At 60.0% G+C, this 22,192-nt stretch carries 17 protein-coding genes; 13 read left to right on the plus strand and 4 right to left on the minus strand.

Translation table 11 applies throughout. The features are described from left to right. The first annotated feature begins 424 nt into the window (after window positions 1–424). The gene (locus tag K0U62_08700; protein MCH9801589.1) at window positions 425–982 is read left to right on the plus strand and encodes a hypothetical protein; all 558 of its coding nucleotides are present in this window, start codon (window positions 425–427) and stop codon (window positions 980–982) included. Between the two features lie 39 nt (window positions 983–1,021). On the opposite strand, the gene K0U62_08705 is transcribed toward K0U62_08700, so the two are convergent. Then, window positions 1,022–1,240 (minus strand): helix-turn-helix domain-containing protein, encoded by a 219-nt coding sequence (locus tag K0U62_08705; protein ID MCH9801590.1) that lies wholly within the window; start codon window positions 1,238–1,240, stop codon window positions 1,022–1,024. A gap of 65 nt (window positions 1,241–1,305) precedes the next feature. On the opposite strand from K0U62_08705, the gene K0U62_08710 reads away from it, so the two are divergent. The 5 genes from K0U62_08710 to K0U62_08730 all read left to right on the plus strand — a co-directional run bounded on the left by K0U62_08710 (window position 1,306) and on the right by K0U62_08730 (window position 8,591). Next, window positions 1,306–2,433: a hypothetical protein gene (locus tag K0U62_08710; protein MCH9801591.1), complete on the plus strand. Its 1,128-nt coding sequence runs from the start codon at window positions 1,306–1,308 to the stop codon at window positions 2,431–2,433. A 606-nt stretch (window positions 2,434–3,039) separates the two neighbouring features. After that, on the plus strand, window positions 3,040–4,458 hold the full coding sequence (locus K0U62_08715; protein MCH9801592.1) for a wax ester/triacylglycerol synthase family O-acyltransferase: 1,419 nt from the start codon (window positions 3,040–3,042) through the stop codon (window positions 4,456–4,458). Between the two features lie 67 nt (window positions 4,459–4,525). Then, window positions 4,526–5,521 (plus strand): patatin-like phospholipase family protein, encoded by a 996-nt coding sequence (locus K0U62_08720; protein ID MCH9801593.1) that lies wholly within the window; start codon window positions 4,526–4,528, stop codon window positions 5,519–5,521. Between the two features lie 176 nt (window positions 5,522–5,697). After that, a complete protein-coding gene (gene pruA, locus K0U62_08725) occupies window positions 5,698–7,326 on the plus strand; it encodes an L-glutamate gamma-semialdehyde dehydrogenase (GenBank protein MCH9801594.1) in 1,629 nt (542 codons plus the stop codon). Window positions 7,327–7,376: 50 nt separating this feature from the next. Continuing rightward, a complete protein-coding gene (locus K0U62_08730; GenBank protein ID MCH9801595.1) occupies window positions 7,377–8,591 on the plus strand; it encodes a glycosyltransferase 87 family protein in 1,215 nt (404 codons plus the stop codon). Here the strand turns inward: K0U62_08730 and K0U62_08735 are convergent. Further along, window positions 8,578–9,072 (minus strand): DUF2505 domain-containing protein, encoded by a 495-nt coding sequence (locus K0U62_08735; GenBank protein ID MCH9801596.1) that lies wholly within the window; start codon window positions 9,070–9,072, stop codon window positions 8,578–8,580. The two genes, K0U62_08730 and K0U62_08735, sit on opposite strands and share 14 nt — an antisense overlap. Before the next feature lie 234 nt (window positions 9,073–9,306). Here K0U62_08735 and K0U62_08740 point away from each other — a divergent pair, with 234 nt between their 5' ends. From K0U62_08740 to smpB, 7 genes are all read left to right on the plus strand, one after another. Continuing rightward, complete coding sequence (locus K0U62_08740; protein MCH9801597.1) at window positions 9,307–10,467, plus strand: hypothetical protein; 1,161 nt, start codon at window positions 9,307–9,309, stop codon at window positions 10,465–10,467. Between the two features lie 83 nt (window positions 10,468–10,550). Then, window positions 10,551–15,434: an NAD-glutamate dehydrogenase gene (locus K0U62_08745; GenBank protein ID MCH9801598.1), complete on the plus strand. Its 4,884-nt coding sequence runs from the start codon at window positions 10,551–10,553 to the stop codon at window positions 15,432–15,434. 32 nt (window positions 15,435–15,466) lie between these two features. Continuing rightward, on the plus strand, window positions 15,467–16,579 hold the full coding sequence (prfB, locus tag K0U62_08750; GenBank protein ID MCH9801599.1) for a peptide chain release factor 2: 1,113 nt from the start codon (window positions 15,467–15,469) through the stop codon (window positions 16,577–16,579). A gap of 415 nt (window positions 16,580–16,994) precedes the next feature. Then, window positions 16,995–17,684: a cell division ATP-binding protein FtsE gene (gene ftsE / locus K0U62_08755; GenBank protein ID MCH9801600.1), complete on the plus strand. Its 690-nt coding sequence runs from the start codon at window positions 16,995–16,997 to the stop codon at window positions 17,682–17,684. Window positions 17,685–17,712: 28 nt separating this feature from the next. Continuing rightward, window positions 17,713–18,621 carry a permease-like cell division protein FtsX gene (gene ftsX / locus K0U62_08760; GenBank protein ID MCH9801601.1) on the plus strand — a complete coding sequence of 303 codons (909 nt, stop codon included), beginning with the start codon at window positions 17,713–17,715 and terminating at the stop codon, window positions 18,619–18,621. Between the two features lie 57 nt (window positions 18,622–18,678). After that, window positions 18,679–19,965: a peptidoglycan DD-metalloendopeptidase family protein gene (locus K0U62_08765; protein ID MCH9801602.1), complete on the plus strand. Its 1,287-nt coding sequence runs from the start codon at window positions 18,679–18,681 to the stop codon at window positions 19,963–19,965. Between the two features lie 46 nt (window positions 19,966–20,011). After that, on the plus strand, window positions 20,012–20,488 hold the full coding sequence (gene smpB / locus K0U62_08770) for an SsrA-binding protein SmpB (GenBank protein MCH9801603.1): 477 nt from the start codon (window positions 20,012–20,014) through the stop codon (window positions 20,486–20,488). Between the two features lie 264 nt (window positions 20,489–20,752). Here smpB and K0U62_08775 read toward each other — a convergent pair whose 3' ends face one another. Together K0U62_08775 and K0U62_08780 are read right to left on the minus strand one after the other, a co-directional pair. Beyond that, the gene (locus K0U62_08775) at window positions 20,753–21,487 is read right to left on the minus strand and encodes a hypothetical protein (protein MCH9801604.1); all 735 of its coding nucleotides are present in this window, start codon (window positions 21,485–21,487) and stop codon (window positions 20,753–20,755) included. A 200-nt stretch (window positions 21,488–21,687) separates the two neighbouring features. Next, window positions 21,688–22,080: a VOC family protein gene (locus tag K0U62_08780; GenBank protein MCH9801605.1), complete on the minus strand. Its 393-nt coding sequence runs from the start codon at window positions 22,078–22,080 to the stop codon at window positions 21,688–21,690. Window positions 22,081–22,192: the final 112 nt, after the last annotated feature.

Below are 22,192 nucleotides of genomic sequence, written 5' to 3' on the forward strand. Positions count from 1 at the left end.
CACTCGCGGGGACACCACCGTGTGCAGATGATTCGGCGGTCGTAGGCCGGCGGCGACTTCGACTATCCCCTGAGACAACTGGGTCATCAACAGTACTGCGTCCTCGAAGTCACGGCGGGCCCCGCTTGCTGGGGTACCGTCTCGAGTTCTTGTTTTCGCCATTCCAACGACAACGGCTGTTCCACTGCACGTTTGGTCATATTTTCCTCCCACATCTGATCCCAATCACGCACCGCATGGAGTGGCCGCGCCAGCCAAACTATGCGATTTGATCCGATTTGATCCGATTTACCTTGATTCGAGAGACTACATCTAGCCTCCGCGTTCCCGTCAAGCCCCAGATGCTGTGTTCCGGATCACCAGTGAGTGTGGGCGACGTCAGGCAGGCTCGGCGACGGCGGATGCTGGAGGGGGGGAGGTAGCCATGACTGAGTTGCCACAGCTGTGGGAGTTGGCGGCCTATCGCCAGGCAGCTGAGATCGCCGAATCCGAGGAGCAGGTACAGCTAGCGGCCGCGGTAGCCCAGGCGGGGGTGACGCTAGCCGATCGCGCCCGAGGTGCGACTGGGCACCCGGTCTCGGTTCGGGTCTTGGGCGGAACTGAGCTGTCCGGGACCGTCGAACTGGCCACCGACGAGTGTCTGGTGCTTGCCGATGGCGACGACCATCGTTTGATTCCAGCCCCGGCAGTGGTGTCACTGGCCGTCGCACAGTTACCGAGTGCGCTCCCCGCTCGGGGGTTGGAGCGAACTGGGATTCGAGCCATCGTGCGGGCACGTCTGGGAGCGGCCGTGCGGGTGGAACTAGATGGTGACCGCAGTATCGTCGGGGTTCTCGTGGCAGTGGGGCGAGATTACATTGCCGTTGAGTCATTATCGGCCCAGCGGGAGGGTGGAATCGAACTCATTCCCACCGATCAACTGCGTTGGTTGGGATGGCGCGAAACTGCGCCGCCTGCGGCACCGGATCAATCAATGAATTGATCGTCCCGCGAGTGCATTATGGGCGAGGCCGACAGGCAACTACTGCGACTTGCGCGCCTCTTCAGCGATGCTTTCTTGGGTTTGGGCATACATCCGCTGGATGTAGTCCTCGAGGTCAGTTTCACCAACCCGCCATTGACCACGGCCTCCTACCTTGATGGCTCGCAGTTCACCGCTGCGGACTAGGGCATAGGCCTGGTCCGCTGAGATGTTGAGCACATCCGCAACATCCGCCAGCGTCAGAAATCGATCGACCACGTTCTAATGCTGACAGGTGAATCTGTTTGGTGGTGGATTCTGAGGCGGTTTGGAGGAGATCGCTCATGCGACCAGTTCCAGTAGTAGTCGCGGTAGCGGGGGAGCCCGAGTGGCTGCTAGCGCTGCGTAAGTCCGATTCTGGCTTCCTGATCTTGCACGAAGTTGCCGATCCGGTAGACCTAGCCGCCCAAGTTGAAACGCTTCGTCCGCGGGCAGTGTTACTCGATACCTCGTTTCGCGGTGGCTCACCGTCGCTGATCGCCCGGCTAGCGGCCGCCGGCGGCCGGTGTGTCGCAGTCGGTGCTGACTCAGCGGCCAATGCGCTGATCGCCCGAGAGTGGGGCCTATTGCTCAGTAGTGGTGAAACGCCTGAGTTGCGGCAGTTACTCCAGGCTTCAACCTCCGCCCGCCACGGCTCGGGTGAGGTGATTGCCGTGTGTGGCCCGACCGGCTCGCCCGGGGTCTCCACGATTGCCGCCAACCTCGCCGCCGAGCTGCCCGAACTCACAAGCTTGATAGACGCCGATCCCAGAGCCGCATCGCAATCTTTCCTACTGGGAGCGCAAGACGAGCCAGCGGGGCTGCTAGCGGCTCTCGCACAAGCTCAGGTAGGCACCATCGATGAAGCAGGGTGGTCAGCCAGTCAGGTATCGATAGCCAGGGATCTGCAACTGGCCACCGGGGCAACGGATCCGTCGGCATTATCGGCAGTCGCAGGCGGGTTGCCAGTAGTTGTAGACGTTAGTCGTCACACCGCGAGACATACCGTGGTGGACTGCGGCAGCGGCGATCTGCCGGACTGGCTCAGCGGAACGGTGGCGACGGCTGATGCGGTCGTTGTGGTTGCGCTGCCCACTGCGCTGGGAGTGCAGCGGCTGACCCGTTGGTGGTCTCGGCATGACTCGGTGTTGGGCGGTCGGGTCCTCCTAGGGTGGAATCGGCTAGGCGGACTAGGCAGTGCTGCCTTAGGGGAAGACCCAACGCAGCGACTGCGCCAGGCCGCGACACTGACCGCTGGCGATGTCGCAACGACGTACGTGGCTGAAGACGATGACGCGGCGGTAGCGATGAATCGGGAGCGCGGGCCACTTCGACAGGTGGCGCCCCGTTCGCAACTGCGCCGCGAGATTCGGGAACTCTCGATAGAACTCCAGCGACCAACTAGGCCCGACAAGCGTGTCAAGGCGAGTTGACCACAAGCCCGCGCGTCGGGTCGGCGGACCATCTAAGGCGGTGAGTCTGACGAAAGGCGGCAACGCTGGTATCGGCAGGTTCAGCCTGAGTTCGTCACTGACTCAGTGTCAGAAAAGCCGAAACCGGAGCCCCCATTCTACGGGCAGGAGGGCTCCGGCCTCAGTGCAGCGGGAACTCCCGCTACGGGAATCGTTCGCTAGCGCAAGACTGCAGCGTGGCCTCGATTGCCTTCTCTGGCTACCTGATCATCCTGCGATCCCGGTATCTGTTGAGAGTCACCATTTCTTCCGGGACATGTTCACAGGACCGTCGGCTTAGTGATCAGTCGGCCCAAGGCAGGAGCCATATCGTGCTCTGCGGGCGTTGCACTATGAACTTGTCGTCCTCTCGATCGGGCCTGGAGATGGGTGTCGGGGCTGCGATCGATGAGGTCAACTCAACGGTGCTCGGATAGGCCCTCGGAAGCAATGCGGAAGACCAGGAAACGAGTGGATTCACCCGTTATGCCGATCCGGAATCCGCAGATTCCGCCAGAATCGATGCCCACGTGAGGAGTTACCGGTGGGCGTGACAGCATTAGGGGTCGAAAAGACAGGAGGATCGCTGTGGCAGATCGGCTGAGTCCACTTGATGCGTCGTTCCTATATCTGGAGGAGTCGACGACGCCGATGCATGTCGGCAGCGTCGCCGTCTTCGAGGCGCCCGACGGCGGCTTCGATCATGACCGGTTGGTGCAGTTGATTAGGACGCGCATTGCGTTCGTGCCGCGCTATCGACAACGCGTGCGTTCCGTGCCAGGTCGTATCGCCAATCCAGTATGGGTTGATGACGAACATTTCGATGTGACCTATCACGTGCGGCGCTCGGCGCTGCCTCGGCCGGGTACCGAAGCGCAGTTGCGGGAACTCGTTGCCCGCATCATGTCTCGGCCGTTGGACATGAAACGGCCGCTGTGGGAGATGTACCTGATCGAGGGTCTGGAGGACGGCAGATTCGCAATCCTGACCAAGAGCCACCACGCCATGGTGGACGGGATGGCTGCGGTCGATATCGGACAGGTGATCTTGGATGTGACGCCAGAGCCGCGGCCGATGGGGACCGATGTGTGGCGGCCTGCCCGGGAGCCCACGTCCTTTGAACTGTTGGCTGGCGGGGTAGCCGATGCGATCCGTTCCCCCGCTGGACTGGTGGAGACGATGCGTTCTGGTCTGGGAGATGTCCGCGAGAGCGCGGTGGGTCTAGGGCGCAACGTGGCTGGTGTGCTGAGTGCAGCCGCCACGGTGGTCCGACCACCTGACGGCAGTCCGCTCAACGTTGAGATTGGTGAACAGCGTCGGTACGGCACCGCTGACACCGACCTCGACGACTACAAACGGATTCGCAAGGCACATGGGGGCACCATCAACGATGTAGTGCTAGCGGTTATCGCGGGAGCATTACGTGAATGGTTGATGACTCGCGGCGAGAATTTGACGCAGCGCAGCACCTTGCGGGCCTTGGTGCCGGTCAGTGTGCGGCCGGAGACCCCTACGGCCGAGGGCAACCACATTGCAGCATTTTTGTGCGATTTGCCGGTCGGTGAGCCAGATCCGATTGTGCGGTTGCAGCGAGTCGCTTTCGAGATGGGTCAGCTCAAATCCAGCGGCCAGGCCATGGGCGCGCAAGCATTAGTGGGTTTGACCGGATTCGCTCCGCCGACATTGCACGCCGCCGGGGCGCGAGCGGCGAGTTCGCTGACCCGCCGGGTATGGAATCTGGTGGTTACCAACGTTCCTGGGCCGCAATTCGCCCTGTATGCAGGCGGTTCGAAGATGATAGCGGCCTACCCGGTCGTCCCACTGGCGAAGAATCAGGCGGTAAGCGTGGGACTGACTTCTTACGATGGCGGTGTCTACTACGGGTTGAACGCGGATCGAGACGCGATGCCTGACGTCGATGTTCTGGCGGACTGCATTGTCGCAGCTTTGTCCGAATTGCTGGATACCACCACGCCCAGCGGGCGGAGGCGTACCGTAAAAGCATGAGCTAGCGCAGTGCGCTTCGTGTCCTATTGTCACGCACTGGGGTGGAACATGAGCGTAAGGTGAAGTCATGGCGAATTACCGCCCGCGACGTCGCGGCCTCGTCCTAGGAGGCGGCGGAGTCCTCGGCGCCGCGTGGATGGTCGGTGCGCTCAACGCGCTACGTGATGTTCATGGCTTTGATCCGCGCGATAGCGACATCCTGGTGGGCACTTCGGCTGGCTCGGTTCTCGCTGCCCTCTTGGGTGCTGGGGTCTCGGTTGAGCAAATGCTGGACCATCAGCGTGGCCATCCGATTACCGAAGGACCGCTCACCGGTTATTCCTTTGACTATGAAAAAGCCACCGGCGGCAGTCGCCCGGGCCGACCGAAACTCCTGGGACCCGGCTCCGCCAAAATGATCGGTGCAAGTCTGCGGCGGGTTCGGACAATGCCTCCGACCGCAGTGCTCAGTGGCTTTGTGCCGCTCGGGACGGGCTCACTTGCCAGAGTTGGACATTTGATCGAAGCGGTCACGCCCATGGATGAATGGTCACCGCACCCTAATGTCTGGACGGTGGCTATGGACTACTCCGATGGCCGGCGGGTGGCGTTTGGTCAGCCGGGCGCACCGGTGGCTCCACTATCGGATGCCGTCATGGCCTCGTGCGCCATCCCCGGATGGTTCAGCCCGGTCCGCATTGGGCAGCGGGAGTATGTGGACGGTGGCACCTGGTCAGCGACCAACCTGGATCTGCTCGTCGGGCAGGGTCTCGATGAAGTGTTCGTCTTAGCGCCGATGGTCTCCTTCCACCTTGATCGACCGCAGCAGTTGCTGACGCGGTTGGAGCGTCGCTGGCGACTTCAGGTCACCAAGCGAACTCTGCGTGAGGCCGAAAAAGTCCGCTCTGGTGGATGCAATGTGACCTTGATTGGTCCGGGTCCGGAAGATTTAGAAGCCATGGGTGGCAACGTGATGGACCTTCCCCGGCGGATTCAGGTCCTAGAGACCTCGCTAAAGACGAGTGTGCAGTCGCTGCGAGATCCGGAGAACGTCGGTCCAGATCACCTTTCTGAGGTTGGCTAGCCCACCCACTCGCATGTCCCTGGGTGTCATCTGTCGGGTGCGTTATCACCAGTTCACAGCCGCGACTCGCCGAGCCCACAGGATTTCTGATGGCGATCTGCGATACGCATGCCGACACCGTGCGTTCCAACCCGTGTCGATGCAAGGATGAACGAAAAGCGAGTACGGAGGAACAGGTGGACGCTGTCAGCAACACCCCGCGACCGGTCAATGAGCCGATTCGCAACTACGAACCGGGTAGCCCGCACCGAGAATCTCTCCAGCAGCGGCTAAGCGAGTTGGATGGGGAAGCTGCGCGCGACTTCCCCCAGTACATCGCCGGGGAATGGCGAGCGGCCAAAGGCGAGGAGTTTGAGGTCGTACAGCCGCACCGGCATGCTGGCGTGCTCGGTGTCGGTCGGGAAACTATGCACTCCGACGCAGAGGCCGCAGTTGCGGCGGCAACTGCTGCTGCTCCCGACTGGCGAGACATGGATTTCGATGACCGAGCCGGAATCTTATTGAAAGCCGCCGACCTGCTTTCCGGGCCGTGGCGCGACACCCTCAACGCAGCAACCATGCTGGGTCAGTCCAAGACCGCGATTCAGGCCGAGATTGACTCAGCCTGCGAGCTGATTGACTTTTGGCGCTTCAACGTCGCATTCGCTCGCGACATTCTGGCTGAGCAGCCGATCTCCTCCCGGGGGGTGTGGAACCGTACCGATCATCGCCCCTTGGAAGGGTTTGTCTACGCAGTTACGCCGTTCAATTTCACCGCGATCGCCGGCAATCTTCCTACGGCCCCAGCGCTGATGGGCAATACCGTTATTTGGAAACCGGCGCCTACTCAACAGTTCGCGGCTTCGCTGTTAATGGAGTTACTACATGAGGCTGGGCTGCCGCCTGGCGTCATCAACATGGTCACGGGCTTCGGCCCGCCCACGTCCGAGGTGTTACTGGATCACTCAGATCTCGCCGGGATCCACTTCACGGGGTCAACCCCGGTATTCCAAATGCTGTGGCGAAGCGTAGGGAACAACATTGACCGCTACCGTAGTTACCCGCGCATCGTGGGTGAAACCGGTGGCAAGGACTTCATCATGGTGCATCCCAGTGCGGATCCTGCGGTAGTAGCTACCGCCATGATTCGCGGTGCCTTCGAGTATCAGGGCCAGAAGTGCTCGGCAGCCTCGCGGGCCTACATCCCGCGCAGTATCTGGAATCAGATTCGCGATGAGGTTGTTGGGACAACTGATTCATTGCCCATGGGGAACGTGATGGATTTCAGCAACTTCATGTCCGCGGTGATCGACAGACGTGCCTTCGACAAACTGGCTGCGGTGCAGCAACGAGCAGCGGCGGATGACAGCGCTACCGTGCTCGCAGGCGGCACAGCCGACGACAGCGAGGGTTTCTTTGTTCGGCCAACCGTCGTGGAGTGCGCCGACCCAACCGCGGAATACTTCACCACCGAGTACTTCGGTCCGTTCCTCGGGGTCCATGTCTTTGATGATGCTGACTATGACCAAGTCGTGAATCAGATGGAGAGTATTGCTCCCTACGCGCTTACCGGGTCAATAATTGCCCAGGATCGCGCCGCGGTTGCCGACGCGATGCACCGGCTTCGGTTCGCAGCCGGTAACTTTTACATCAATGACAAGCCGACTGGAGCCGTGGTGGGGCAGCAGCCGTTCGGCGGCGCCCGCGCCTCGGGAACGAATGACAAGGCAGGTGCTGCCCAGAACCTACTGCGGTGGAGCAGCACTCGCTCGATCAAGGAGACGTTCGATCCGCCGACGGATCACCATTATCCCCATATGGACTAGTCGAGCTAGCCAGTCAAGGCCCGGTGTTCCAGCCCACCTTGGAAGTCGCCATGGCGGCTAGTCAACGCTGGGACTGGCGAGATGCGGTGTGGTTGCTGCTCTCGTGGCTGGCCACCCGGGGACTGTTGATCTTCCTAGGGGTTGTTGCGGTGTCGTGGTATCCCGGCGGCACCATCGTGCAAGCAGATTTGGATGTCTACGCCGAATGGCTGCCCGTCATCGAGTCGGGTGCGCTGCCCACCGACGACATGTGGCAGTACCCACCTGCGGCAGCCTTTTTCTTTTCGATCGGACTGTGGGGATCGAATCCCCAGCTTGCCCTGCTGGTGGGAATCCTGTTGACGGATGCGCTGTTGACGGCGGTGCTCTACCGGCACAGTCGACTGTCCGGATGGTTTTGGGTTGCAGCGGGCGTTCTGATTGGCCCGGTGTTGGTGTTCCGGTTCGACGTTGTGCCTGCGCTTTTTGCTGCGCTGGCAGTCCTCGCAGCGGGTCGACCGGTTCGTGTCGGCGTATGGGCGGCGCTGGGTGCCGCTGCCAAAGTGTGGCCGGTCCTGCTGCTGGCGATACTGCCGCGACGAGAATTGCTGCGCGGTGCTGTTGCCTTCGCAGTCACGTCCTTGGCAGTCCTTGCGGGATGCTCGGTGGTGTTTGTTGATCTGGGCGGCTTCTTGACCGGACAACGGGATCGCGGTCTACAGGTGGAATCGGTAGCTGCACTACCGTTCATGGTCGCCAACGCTGCCGGTTTAGAAGTCGAGATCAGCTATCGCTATGGCGCAATGGAAGTGGCTAGTGCCGGCACTGGCCTTGCGGCTGCTGCGCTCACCGTAGGTCTGCTGACGGTGCTGGCGTGGCTGGGGTGGTGCTGGTGGCGTGGTGTTTTGGCCACGCACCCGCCAGCGGATGTCGCCTTCACTTTTGTGCTGGCAAGTGTGATTTTTTCTCGAGTGTTTTCGCCGCAGTACTCGGTGTGGCTGTTGGCGTTGGGCTCGATCTGTCTCGCCGTGACTCGCTCGCGAATGCTACTTCCGGTTGTACTGGTCGCGGCCGCCGCTGTCCCAGCCCAGGTGGTCTATCCCATCGGATATGGCGAGTTCCTAAGCGGTAACTGGTTCTTTGTTGCGGCACAGTTGCTTCGGGTTGGACTGGTGGTTGCTGCCGGAGTGATAGCAGTGGTGCGGATATCACGTCCGGCGGAACACCGGACTGGCGAGCCGGCTGAAACCAACTCCCGACCCTCCGCTGTGGTCAATGGTCGCTGAGCCACTCGTTGCCAACTTTGTTTTCCTTGTCCAAGTACTTCTCAGTCCACTCCACGGCAACTGACTCGATCTTTCCCCCTGCGAACGGCACGGTGCATTTCACCTGTCCCGTGGTGTGGACCTGAGCTCCGTTCCCGTCTGGCTCGATCTTGATCTTGCCCTTCAGCGAGATGGGTTGATCTCCGAAGTCCACGATGAAATCAGCCGATCGAGTCTCCCCATCGGGATCCTGCCACCGTTGGGTTTCGATCAAAGTCAACTCATCACCAGTGAACTTGCGTACGAATGCGGGTAAATCTGCCGGGAGTACTCGGCGAGAGACCAAGGTAGTGGCGTCACCCTCGCGCATCGTCTCGGCGGAGGCATCGGTCGCCCCAGCCGCGTGCAGTTTTGTCTCCACGAACTCGGTGTTCAACAACATGTCCCAGACCTGCTCGCTGGTTGCGTCGTAGTGCTGCGTCTTGTCGAGCTTCTTCGCCACACGTCCTCCAAGGTCGGTTGTGCTGAGGGATAGCATGCCGCAACTTAGCGAAGATTGCGCGTGCACCACGACGGGTGGCGCCACCTGGTGTGAATCATGCGGCCAGTGGCGATGAGTCAGTTCGGTCTAACGTTGCGGCGACTGAGCGCCAGGTTGTGAGAAATTGACTCTTGCGGGTTAACATTTTGTGCCGAATCAGAACTTGCTGCGTCGGTTTTCTGATCGGAGAGACTCGTGACTAGCACCTCTCATGCGCCACCGGCAGTTGCCGCAAAGCCCACCTACCGACAGCGCTTCATGTCCCGCGAGCCGCGGCGGTTGATCGTGGTCGTCCTTCTTGTCCTGGGGCTGTCCGCGGCACTGTTGCAGTTCTTCAGCGGAGTGACTGCCTCTCGTGCGGCCCCGGGCGACCCAGTAGTCGTGCGAGCCCTAGGAGATTCCATTACCGCAGGCTATGGTTTCTACGGCTCCGGCGACCCCATGAAACTCAAGGACCTGGCCCGCTGCGGCACGATTGACTACCCCAACCTCAATGATCGTTGTTCCTCCAACTCCTCATTGGGTAAAGGTGACCGAGATCCGGTGACTTTTCTGCCTGACTACGGCTTAAGTAACGGCATTGCCTGGCCAGCTCAAGTAACCGAGCAACTGGGGATCACCGATGACGTCGACTATGCCAACCGAGCAGTAACTGGTGCCGACCCCAAGGACCTGCTGGCTGTTGATCCTGCGACCGAGAGTGGGCAATTGCAACAACTCTTGGAGGATACGGTTGCTGATCAGCCGGACCTGACGTTGATGACCATTGGTGCTAATCCGCTGTTGGGTGACTTTCTCGCCGGGGAGGGTACGAAGTGTCTGCTGGCGAAGCGAAATACGAAGTTCCGCACCTGCTCAGCGAAACTCATCGCTTCGGAGCAGGTGACTCCTCGGGTATCTCAGATCATCGATCGGTTGCTAGATGTCCCCGATAACACAGTGGTGCTGTCGAAGTACCCGACGGTATTGCCCAGTACCGCCATCGGATCACCTAACCGAATTCTTAAGGTGCTGAAGATGGTCAATAACCGAGTCGTTAAGGCAGCGAAGCAACAGCCGGAGTTTCGCAAGCGAGTGTTCGTTTCCAAGCCACCACTGTTCCCCTACGGCATGGCACCTGGCAAGGTGGAATGTCCTAGTCGGCCGGAGGTAGGTCTAGTGGACGGCGCCAGTGTGCAGTCCACGATTACTCAGCAGCGCTTCCGAAACAGCCAGACCGACAGTTTCTGCCCGTCTCCCAAGCGTTGGATCATCTCCGCTGATTTGGGTGTGCATCCCAGCGCTGCTGGCCATGAGCAGATTGCGTCGTCGGTGAGTGCGCTGATCGAGCGTAAGGGTTTGCTCCCCGCGAAATAGATCCGCAACTGGCGATAGCTAGTCCGGCAGATGATCCCCGCCAATCCGGGCGAACCGCACCGCTGCGGCGATACGCTCGCACTATGACCAGCCGTTCGCTGGATTCCGAGGCCGGTGCTGCCAATAACAGCACGGAGAAGCGAGTGCGGGCTGATGTCCTCACTGCGGCGGTCGCGCACAGTCGGGCGCTGGGTGGACAGGCCGTCGAGGATCTCACGGAATACCTCGCCGACTACTTTGACAACGTTTCGGCTGAAGACCTGCAGGCTAGTGATCCGATCGACCTTTTGGGTACTGCGTTGTCCAACCGACAGCTGGGTCATACCCGCGGGCCCAACGAAACGCTGCTGCGGGTCTACAACCCGACAGTCGAAGAAAACGGCTGGTCCAACGGGCACACCGTGGTGGAGGTCGTCTCCGACGACATGCCGTTCTTGGTCGACTCCTTGTCCGCTGCGCTTTCCCAGCGCGGACGAGCGATTCACTTGGTGATTCATCCCCGCTTCTCGGTTCGCCGAAACGATGCAGGTGACTTGGTGGAGGCGGTCCGAGCCGAGTGGGCCGAACCGAAACCGGACGACCGGCTGCTGGAGTCTTGGATTCATATCGACATCGACCGAGAATCTGATGCTGACGAGTTGGTTCAGTTAGCCAGCGAATTGGAATCGGTCTTGGCCGATGTGCGAGCTGCGGTGGAGGACTGGGTTCTGATGCGGGATCAGTCGACAGCCGTCGCAGATCAGCTAGCGGCCACGGTTATTCCTGGGGTGTCGGATGCCGCACGTCGGGAGGCTGCTGATTTCCTGCGCTGGTTGGCCGTCGGGAACTTCACCTTCCTCGGTTACCGTCGCTACGACCTAGTGACGGGGGAGGAGGGGGAGGAGCTCGCAGTTGCTGCCGGCAGCGGGTTAGGAATCACCCGCGGTGGTGATGATCGCCGTCGACTTCTCGTTCAGTTCCCGGAAGCAGTTCGGGAACGAGCTCGCGAGGCGGCACCCTTACTGCTGACCAAAGCCAACTCGAAATCCCGAGTGCATCGTGCTGCCTATTTGGACTATGTCGGCCTGAAGATCTTCGATGACTCCGGCGCGGTGGTGGGCGAGCACCGGTTCCTCGGGTTGTATGCGGCTGCGGCCTACACCCACAGTGTGGAAGGTATTCCGGTTTTGCGGGCGAAGGTGGCGGAGGTTACCCGGCTGTCTGGCTTCAGCCCGGATTCCCACAGCGGTAAAGATTTGCAGCTGTTCCTCGAGACCTACCCGCGTGATGAGTTGTTCCAGATCGATGTCCCGGAACTGTACGACACCGCGCTAGCGGTCTTGCAGTTGCAGGAACGACGTCGAGTTCGGTTGTTCCTCCGGGCAGACCCCTACGGGCGATTCATGTCGTGTTTGGTCTATCTACCGCGTGACCGCTACACCACTGGGATCAGATTGCGGGTGGAACGGCTATTGCGCGAGGCACTGAATGGTGACTCGGTTGAGTATCAGACCCGAGTCTCCGAAAGTGTACTCGCCAGACTGCACTACGTGATTCGGGTGCGTGCTGGTGCCACGTTGTCTCATCCCGACCAGCATCTGTTGGAACGCGAAATTGCTGCGGTGGTTCGATCGTGGGAAGACTCCTTCGATGAAGAGTTGACCGAGGCGGTCGGTGAGGAAGACGGTGCCCGACTGGCAAGTGTTTTTCGGCACGCTATCCCCGAGGCGTACAAGGAGGCTTTTCCCGCCCGCACCGGGGTCGCTGATGTTCGCCAGTTAGATGCACTGGCGGATGGCGACATGGTGTTGAACCTGTATCGGCCTTACGAAGTGGGGGAGCACTACCGACGGCTGAAGATTTACCGATCCGGGGACGCGCTGTCGTTGTCGTTGATTTTGCCGATTCTGCAAAATATGGGAGTCCACGTCATCGATGAGCGGCCCTTCACCCTGGCTACCGATCACGGTGGGCCTTACCGGATCTATGATCTCGGTCTGGAGCTACCGAATGACCCCCGTGTCGACGATGAATCCCTCAAGCACCGATTCGAAGAGTGCTTCTTGGCGGTGTGGTCTGGGCTGGCAGAAAATGACGGCTTCAACTCGCTTGTGCTCCATGCAGCACTGGACTGGCAGCAAGTGGTGCTGTTGCGGGCGTTTGCCAAATATCTGCGACAAGTGAAGCCTTCGTTCTCGTTGTCCTACATCGAGGAAGTCTTGATCCATAATCCCGATCTCACCGCTTGTCTCGTTGCGTTATTCCGCGCGCGATTCGATCCGGCGGCTCCGCAGGGTGGCGATGAGGCGGAGTTGCTGCACGGTGAAGTCCTGCGGCGCATCGATGACATTGCGGCGCTGGATGCGGACCGAATTCTGCGAATGCTGCTTTCGCTCATCACCCACTGCGTCCGCACCAGCTACTTCCAGCGTTACGACGGGGAGGTGCCCTTCCAGATTTCGTTCAAGTTTTTACCTCGTGACATCACCGGGCTGCCAGAGCCACGACCGATGTTCGAGATTTGGGTGTACTCCCCGGTCGTGGAGGGAGTACATCTGCGCTATGCGGCGGTAGCGCGAGGCGGGTTGCGGTGGAGTGACCGACGGGAGGATTTCCGTACTGAAATCCTCGGGTTGGTAAAGGCCCAGGAAGTCAAGAACACGGTCATCGTTCCGGCTGGGGCTAAGGGTGGCTTCATCGCTAAACAGTTGCCCAGCCCCCAAGATCGCGAGGGTTTCGCCGCCGCTGGGCGCCATGCTTATGTCAGATTCATTTCCGGGTTGCTAAATCTGACTGACAATCGGGTGGCCGGCGAGATCGTGCCACCGCCGGATGTGGTCCGCTACGACGAGGACGATCCCTACTTGGTGGTGGCTGCAGACAAAGGCACCGCAACCTTCTCTGATCTAGCAAATAGTGTCTGCGCGGAATACGGGTTCTGGCTCGGTGATGCCTTCGCCTCAGGCGGGTCAGAGGGCTACGACCACAAAGGTATGGGCATCACCGCCCGTGGCGCGTGGGAGTCGGTCAAACGACATTTCCGAGAACTCGGTATCGACACGCAAACCGAAGACTTCACCTGTGTCGGCGTTGGTGACATGAGCGGTGATGTTTTCGGGAATGGCATGTTGTTGAGCCGTCACATTCGGTTGATTGCGGCTTTTGACCACCGACACATCTTCCTGGATCCGGATCCCGATGCCGAAACCTCCTTCGCTGAGCGGCAACGACTTTTCGAGTTGCCGCGTTCATCCTGGGACGATTACAACCGCGAGCTGCTATCCGCCGGCGGTGATGTTTTTCCGCGGACGGCCAAGTCGATCCCGATCAGTGATGAGATCCGCACCGCACTGGCCATCACTAGTAGTGCTGCCGAAATGAGTCCAGCCGATTTAATCCGAGCAGTGCTGCGTGCTCAAGTGCAGTTGCTGTGGAACGGCGGTATCGGTACCTACGTCAAGTCACGATCAGAGACCGACCTCGAAGTGGGCGACAAGGCCAACGATGCGGTGCGGGTAAACGGTCGGGAGTTGCGATGTGAGGTAGTGGGGGAGGGTGGCAATCTCGGCTTCACCCAACTGGGTCGGATCGAGGCCGCATTGACCGGTGTGCGGCTCAATACCGACGCCATTGACAACTCTGCTGGGGTAGATACCTCCGACCACGAGGTCAATATCAAGATCCTGCTGAGTGAGGTGATCGAGGCGGGCGATTTGACCGTGAAGCAACGCAACAATCTGTTGCGGGAGATGACTCCTACGGTCGCTGACCTGGTCTTGCGCGATAACTATGCCCAGAATCGGGTGCTCGGGGTGGCCCGGGCGCAAGCCTCCGCCATGTTGCCGGTCCACCGGCGCATGATTCAGCAGTTTGTTGCAGACGGTGAGTTGGATCGGGAGTTGGAGTTCCTCCCAGCTGACGAACAACTCGACGAACGAGCAGCGGTCGGTGAGGGACTAACCTCGCCGGAACTGAGTGTGCTGCTGGCCTATGCCAAGATGACGCTGGCGGAGGAGCTCCGGGGAACTGGGGTAAGTAGCGATCCGTACTTCCAGCCGGTGTTGCAGGACTACTTTCCCGACCAGTTGACCGATCAATTTGGTGGGCGCGTTGGTAATCATCCGCTGGCGGCAGACATCATCCGGACTGAGGTAGTCAACGACACCATCAACAATGGCGGTATTGCGTTCATCTTTCGGGCACGGGAGGAAACTGTCGCCAAGCCGCTCGAGGTGGTGCGCGGTTACGTGTTCACCAGGGACGTCTTTCAACTACCGGAAATCTGGCGCGACACCGCGTCCTTAGACAACCTGGTGCCGACTGCGGCGCAGAACGCAGTACTGCTGGAAGTTCGTCGGCTGTTGGACCGCGGTACTCGTTGGATGGTGCAGACCCACGGGTCGGAGGTGGACTTAACCGCTGAGGTGGCCCGATTCCAGCCGATAGTGGCTGAACTGGAGTCGCAACTGCCACAGATGTTGCGCGGGGGTGAACTGGCGCGTTGGGAATCCATTGCTCTTCGGCTGAACGGCCGGGGCATCCCAGACGAACTTGCCTTTCGAGCGGCCTCGCTGCTCTACCTCTTTAGTCTGTTGGACGTCGTGCGGATTGCAGATCGATTCGAGTCTTCGCCGGCGGCAGTCGCTGAGTTGTATTTCGTGGTCAGCGAGCGCTATGAGATTGACGAGTTCTTGACCCGGATATCTGGACTACCGCGCGAGGGCCGGTGGGAATCACTGGCTCGACAGGCCATGCGGAGTGATCTCTACCAGGTGCTGGCAGCTCTGACCGCCCAGATTGTTCGCGGCAGCGCCGAAGATCGGGCCGCAGCAGACCGACTGGACGATTGGGAGTTGAGCAATCAAGCCGAAGTGTCCCGGGTCCGGGCCACGCTGCACGAGATCTCACTGTTGGAGCAGCACGATATCGCGTCATTAAGCGTTGCCTTACGAGCGCTACGTACCTTGGTTGCCCAGTCGCGGTCTTAGTGGTGCTAGCTATCTGACGTACCCTGATCTACGTGGCCGACCCCGATTACAGCGCTCGTATCAGCGCGCTCTCTGCAACCCTCACTTCGATCATTGATGTGCTTGACCTGGATGCGGCACGGCGGGAGATCGCCGAGCTAGAGCAGCAGGCCTCCGACCCGAATCTGTGGGACGACCAAGAGCGAGCCCAGCAGGTGACCTCTCGGCTGTCCTTTTTACAGAATGAAGTGCGCCGCGTCGAGGAACTACGAAGCCAGCTAGATGATGTAGTGGTGCTCTTTGAACTGGCAGAGGCAGAGAATGACGAAGGGACGGCTAGCGAAGCACGTGCGGAACTGGATTCCATTGCCGAGGAGATCTCGGAGATGGAGGTGCGCACGCTGCTGTCGGGCGACTATGACCAGCGTGGTGCCTTAGTGCACGTTCATTCCGGAGCCGGGGGTGTGGACGCCGCTGACTGGGCACAGATGCTGTTGCGGATGTACACCCGGTACTGTGAGCGGCACGGTTGGAAGCATGAGGTGCTGGATGTGTCCTATGCGGAAGAGGCGGGGATCAAATCCGCGACCTTCCAGGTGGACGCGCCGTACGCCTACGGCACGCTGAGCGTGGAGCAGGGCACTCATCGGCTGGTGCGAATTTCGCCGTTCGACAACCAGGGCCGCCGACAGACGTCATTTGCTCGCGTCGAAGTGTTGCCGGTGACCGAGCAGACTGACCATATTGATATCCCGGAGAGCGACATCCGCATCGACGTTTTCCGTTCCTCCGGCCCAGGTGGGCAGAGCGTCAATACGACCGATTCGGCAGTGCGGATCACCCATGTGCCTTCTGGGATCGTGGTCTCCTGCCAAAACGAGAAGTCCCAGATTCAAAACCGAGCTGCTGCGCTACGGGTGTTGCAGTCTCGATTGCTCGAACTGCGGCGGCAGCAAGAAAAGGCGGAACTGGACGCACTCAAGGGAGACGCCAGTGGTTCCTGGGGCGATCAAATGCGTTCGTATGTTCTTCATCCGTATCAAATGGTCAAGGACTTGCGTACTGGAACCGAAACCGGGAATACCTCTCAGATTCTGGATGGCGAGCTTGACGATTTCGTAGAGTCCGGCATTCGTTGGCGCCGTACCGAAGCGGCCGAGGCCTAGCCGGGGAGGTTTCCTGCCCTCGCGGCCACTGCGTGCCGCCTGAGGGGTAGCCGACTGGCTCGCTGCTAGCGGGAATGGTCTGGTGTGGGCCCAAATAGAGGCCCCGGGAAGGGGGGGGATTTCCCGGGGCCTCTCACCTGGAGGGTGTTGCGCCGTCTAGCGGCGCGGCCGTGCGGGGTTGGGGGGGATATACCCGACGGCCCGTTGGGTGTTTTCATCATGCCTCGTACGCCCGTGACTCGCATCACCTTATTGTAACGTTTTGATAACGAAAAGGATCTTGAGCGCTGGTGAGGCCGCGCTGGGGTTTTCAGAAATCACGGGGAAAACCACGAGTCACGCATTTCTATTACCTGCTGCGGCATACACTGAAGCGCTCCTCGGCCCCGCCGGGGTAAGGCAAAAGAGGTGACGGATGATCCGATTTGACAACGTGAGCAAGCTCTACACCAGTGAGCTTCGGCCAGCGCTCGAAAAAGTGAATGTTGAGATTGACCGTGGTGATTTTGTTTTCCTAGTGGGTCCGTCAGGATCGGGCAAAACTACCTTTCTGCGGCTGTGTCTGAAGGAGGACAAGCCGACCTCGGGCACCGTCTGGGTGGCCGGGAAGAACGTGGGGAAACTTTCGTCGCGAAAGGTGCCGAAACTGCGACGCCAGATCGGAACGGTGTTCCAGGATTTCCGGCTCTTGCCCAACAAGACCGTCGCCCAAAACGTTGCCTTTGCCCTTGAAGTCATCGGTAAGCCTCGCACTCACATCCGCAAAGTTGTCCCGGAAGTGCTGGAGATGGTCGGGCTGGAAGGGAAAGAGAAGCGGTTGCCCCACGAATTGTCCGGCGGTGAGCAGCAGCGCGTCGCCATCGCACGGGCCTTCGTCAATCGCCCAGAAATCCTGATCGCAGACGAGCCCACCGGCAACCTGGATCCCAACACCAGCATCGGCATCATGAAGCTGCTGGATCGGATCAACCGCACTGGAACCACTATCGTCATGGCGACTCACGATTCCCACATCGTGGACCAAGTGCGGAAACGAGTTGTGGAACTCGCCGATGGCTCGGTTGTGCGTGATGAAGCCCGTGGTGTCTATGGGGTGTCGTTGTGACTGAGACGGGTCAGGCAAGGAGTAGTCGATGAGAATCCGATTCGTTCTCGGTGAAGTCTGGAACGGGCTGCGCCGCAACCTGACGATGACGATTGCGCTGATCATCACCATCGCGGTTTCGCTGGCTTTGTTTGGTGCTGGACTCCTCGTGCGGCAGCAGGTTGCGCAGATGAAGGGATTCTGGTTCGACAAGGTTGAGGTCTCCATCTTCCTTTGCACCAAGAACTCGCAAGAGCCCTCGTGTACCGGTGCGGCCACCACTGAGCAAAAGGAGCAGATTTCCGCTCAGTTGGAGACGCTGCAGACCGATTTGGTGGAGGAGGTTTATTTCGAGACCTCCCAGGAGGCCTACGAGCGGTTCCAGGAGCAGTTTGCTGGCTCGCCGATCGCGGAATCGGCGACACCGGAGGACCTGGGTGAGTCATATCGCGTGAAGTTGTATGACCCAGATGAATACGCGGTGATAACCAACGCCTTCACCGGTATTCCTGGGGTTGAGCGGGTCGATGACCAAAAGCAAGTGCTCGACAAGCTCTTCCGACTGCTCGACGGTCTGCAGGCCATTGCGCTCGGCATAGCGGTCACGATGTTGGTTGTGACGGTGTTGCTGGTGGGCAATACCATGCGCCTAGCCGCACATAGTCGCCGCAGAGAGACCGGAATTATGCGTTTGGTCGGGGCATCGAAGTTCTATATCCAGTTGCCGTTCGTGCTGGAAAGCGTAATTGCGGCCCTTCTCGGCGCGTCGCTCGCCATTGGGGCCCTTGTGGGGGTCAAGATGGTGCTGGTCGATAGGTTCTTGGAACCTTCGTTCCAGTTCACGCCATTTGTGGGCTGGGACGTGGTCTGGCAGGTGTCAGGCGTGATTATCGCGCTCGGCATTCTGCTGTCCGCCTTGGCAGCGCTGCTGTCGTTGCGGCGGTACCTGAAGGTCTGAACTCCAGATCGGCATCGGATGTGCCGATGAAGTCAGTGGAGTGGGAGGACTGACGCAATGAGCGGACGTGCGCGCCTTGCCGGGCGTACCGCCCCGGCGGCCCTACTAGTAGCGACAGCGCTAGGTATGGGTCTCATCGCGGGCGCTCCGGCGTCGGGCAACGATTTGGACCAAAAGCGGGCTCAAAAGTCTCGGGTTGATCAACGGGTCGATGACGCGCACGAAGAAGTGCTGGCCTACAACAAGAAGGTTGCTCGAGCAACCCGGCAGGTTATGGACGCGCGGGGACAACTTCCCGCTGCGCGGGCAAATCTGGCCAAGGCCAGAGAAGAACAGGCCACGGCAGAAGCCGCCGACGCAGCCGCCAAGAAAGAATTGGATGAGGCGGTAGCGGCAGTCCTGCGGATGGAGCAGCGGATTGTTGAGTTGGAAGCTCGGATCGCCCAGTTGGAGTTGGAGGTGGGCGACTTCGCCCGGCGTGCCTATCAAATGGGTCCGTTCGCCGAGATCGAGATCGTACTCGAAGCCAAGGACCCGTCAGAGTTCACCGAGCGGTTGGCCGCCATCCGATCTGTTTCGGCCGCGAATAATGCCCAACTATCCCGGATGGGGAACAAGCAGATTGAGTTGGACCAAGCCAGGGTCGCGCTTGCCAAGTTGCGACGAAAGGCCAAACAGGCCAAGGCCGAGGCGGAACAGCTGGTGCAAAAAGCCGAAGAAGCTGCCCGTGGCGCGGTAGCCGCTAAGCAGGTGGTGCAACGTCTGGTTCGGCAGGAGGAGCAGGCACTCGCGGCCGCCCAAAAGCATCGCAACCAGGTCAAACAGCGGTACGACCAACTGGCCACGGAACAGGCCCGATTGCAGCAGCAGATTGCGCGGGCGGTGGCGAAGTTGGAGCGTCAGACGGGCATTGCCACCGGCACGCCGAATGGCACCTGGACCTTCCCGCTTCCTGGCTATTCGATTGGGTCGGACGCGGGTTGGCGACTGCACCCGATTTTGAACTACACCCGTTGCCACGCGGGTGCCGACGTCAGTGCCCCCACCGGCACCTCGATTCGAGCCGCCGATAGCGGTGTGGTGGCGATCGCTGGCTGGAACGGTGGCTACGGAAACTTCGTAACGGTGGCCCATGGGGGTGGCCTCACTTCAAGTTATGCGCACTTGTCGCAGATTGGCGTGAAGGTGGGCCAGCGAGTAGAGCGGGGACAGCATCTGGGTGCGGTCGGTTCTACCGGACTGTCCACTGGGCCACATCTGCACTTTGAGGCTCGGATCAATGGTCAGCCGTATTCGCCACGCGGCTGGTTTGGTCAGGGCGGCAAGAACCCGGTCTGCGTCTAGGCCACCCGGCGCGCGGGATGGCACCCGTGTTGGAGACACTAGGCAAATGTCGAAGGAGCCAGGTCGCAAACTGATTGCGGCTAACCGCAAGGCACGCCACGACTATTTCATTGACAGCACCTACGAGGCCGGCATGGTGCTGACCGGAACCGAGGTCAAGTCGTTGCGGGCGGGACGAGCCACGATTGTCGACGGTTACGCCACGATTCGCGATGGCGAAGTCTGGCTCTACGGGGTACACATCCCGGAATATGAACACGGCTCTTGGACCAATCATGAACCGCGCCGAGCCCGGAAACTGCTGTTGCACCGGACGGAGATTAACAAGTTGATCGGAAAGACCAAGCAGTCTGGGGCCACCTTGATTCCGCTGTCGCTGTATTTTTCTGATGGCTACGCGAAGGTGGAACTGGCCCTGGCACGCGGTCGTCGAGCTGTAGACAAGCGGCACGTGATTGCTGAGCGGGAGGCGAAGCGCGAGGCTGAGCGAGCGATAGGCCGACGGGCCAAGGGGATGGAGTAGTCCTCCCACCGAAAAAAGTTGATTCCGGTGGCCGACTTCAATGATCTCACTGCCGGTTGCTGGCCCTTGCGGTCACGCCAACGTACTGCAATGGGATACGGGCCCCTCGGCAACGAGGTCCGAGGACTAAATACTCGCGCTGACCCGGGATTTGCTGCAGGGATCCGCAGCACCGGGAACCTGCGGGGTGCTCACCAGTGGTGGGAGTGAAAGCCTAGTGACCACCATGTTCTCCCGCTGCGAGCAGAGCTAGGGCTAACTGGATTAGCTGGGCAGCCGAGTTGAGGTCGTTTCCCTCATCCGTCGCTGTGGCGGCGGAACAAGCGTTTGCGCCGGGGGCGCGTCCGCCCAAATGCCGACTGCGGCGAACACGATAGCCAGATTCGCGCGAATGGCATCAGATCTGATGTCTGGTCCCTGAGTTTCCAGTCGGTCCCGCCAACTCCATTCGTCATCGCCAAGCTGATCGTTGATCATCCGATCCAGCCAGTGTTCTGGTAGATCGGCGGCATCCCACACCGCTCCAGTTCGGGCGAACTGTTGGGCAAAGACGTAGGGATTGCCGCTCAGGTTATGCAGATCGCTCAGGTTCCAGACTTCGGCCAAGCGACGTAATCTCTGTTGCCGAAACCATCGAGTGACATCTCCTTCGGCGGGAATCAGGTGTAGCGCAGCATGCTGACCGCTGGCCCGCTCGCTGCCGTTCTCGACGAGCAGGGTGGTGCTATTGGCGATTTCATAGAAACCGTCGGCAATCCGCACCGCAAGTTGTTCTGCTTGACGTAGTCGTTGGCCGGATAGCAGCGAGTATGACGACACGTGTTCTTCCGGGACGAGCAGTGTGTGGCCAGGTGCCAGCGGCGTGCGATCGCACATGACGAGAAAGCCGTCGATGCGCGCGACCAGATAAGGAGTGTCGGAGTCCGCGGGAGGATCTAAGTCCGTGGGCAATCGTGTCGCGAAACAGAAGCGACATTCACCAGTCGTCTGTGCACCCATACGTCCTCCCAACGAGTATGCAGCTAGCAACTCAGATTGCACTCGAAAGTCACGTGAACGTCGCTGGTGCCACCGCCTGCGCCTTGTTCTGGTTTAGTCGCCGAGGTGACCTGATTGCAGAATTTCCCACCCGATTCGCTCGACCGGAGCAACCTTCGCAAATCGATGATCGAGAACAGTCACGCGTTGTGAATGACTCGCTACTCAGACCAGTTGTTATCGCTGATGGCGAGGATATTTCCGTCGGGGTCCTTGAACCAACCGACGTGTTGGCCATCAGGCAAGGTTGCAACACCGTTTTCGGTTTTCAGCCCGGGGAAGTCGTACTCCTCCATCGTGATCCCGGTTGCGGTCAGCGCCCGCACCGCCTCGGCCACATCTTCGACTCGGAAAGACAGCACTGTTGCCTGATTCGTTCCAGCGAAGGACGACGGATAGATGGCTAACATCTCACCACTTCCGGGAACGCTCAAGGCCACGCCGTTGTCGTCTTCGTTGATGATGTCGCAGCCGAGTTGAGTCGTGTAGAACTCCTTAGCCCGGTCGATATCCGATACCGCCAACGTTGCCGTGTAACTCTTTACTTTGAACATGTTGTGCCTCCTAGCCCGAACCTACGCCTCGATGGCATCGGAGTTGCGCTGGGCAAGGAAGTCGCTCAAAAAAGCCGTAGCAATATGACCGACCGCGATCTCATCGACACCC

It is taken from the genome of Actinomycetes bacterium (assembly GCA_022599915.1).
Taxonomy (GTDB): Bacteria; Actinomycetota; Actinomycetes; order S36-B12.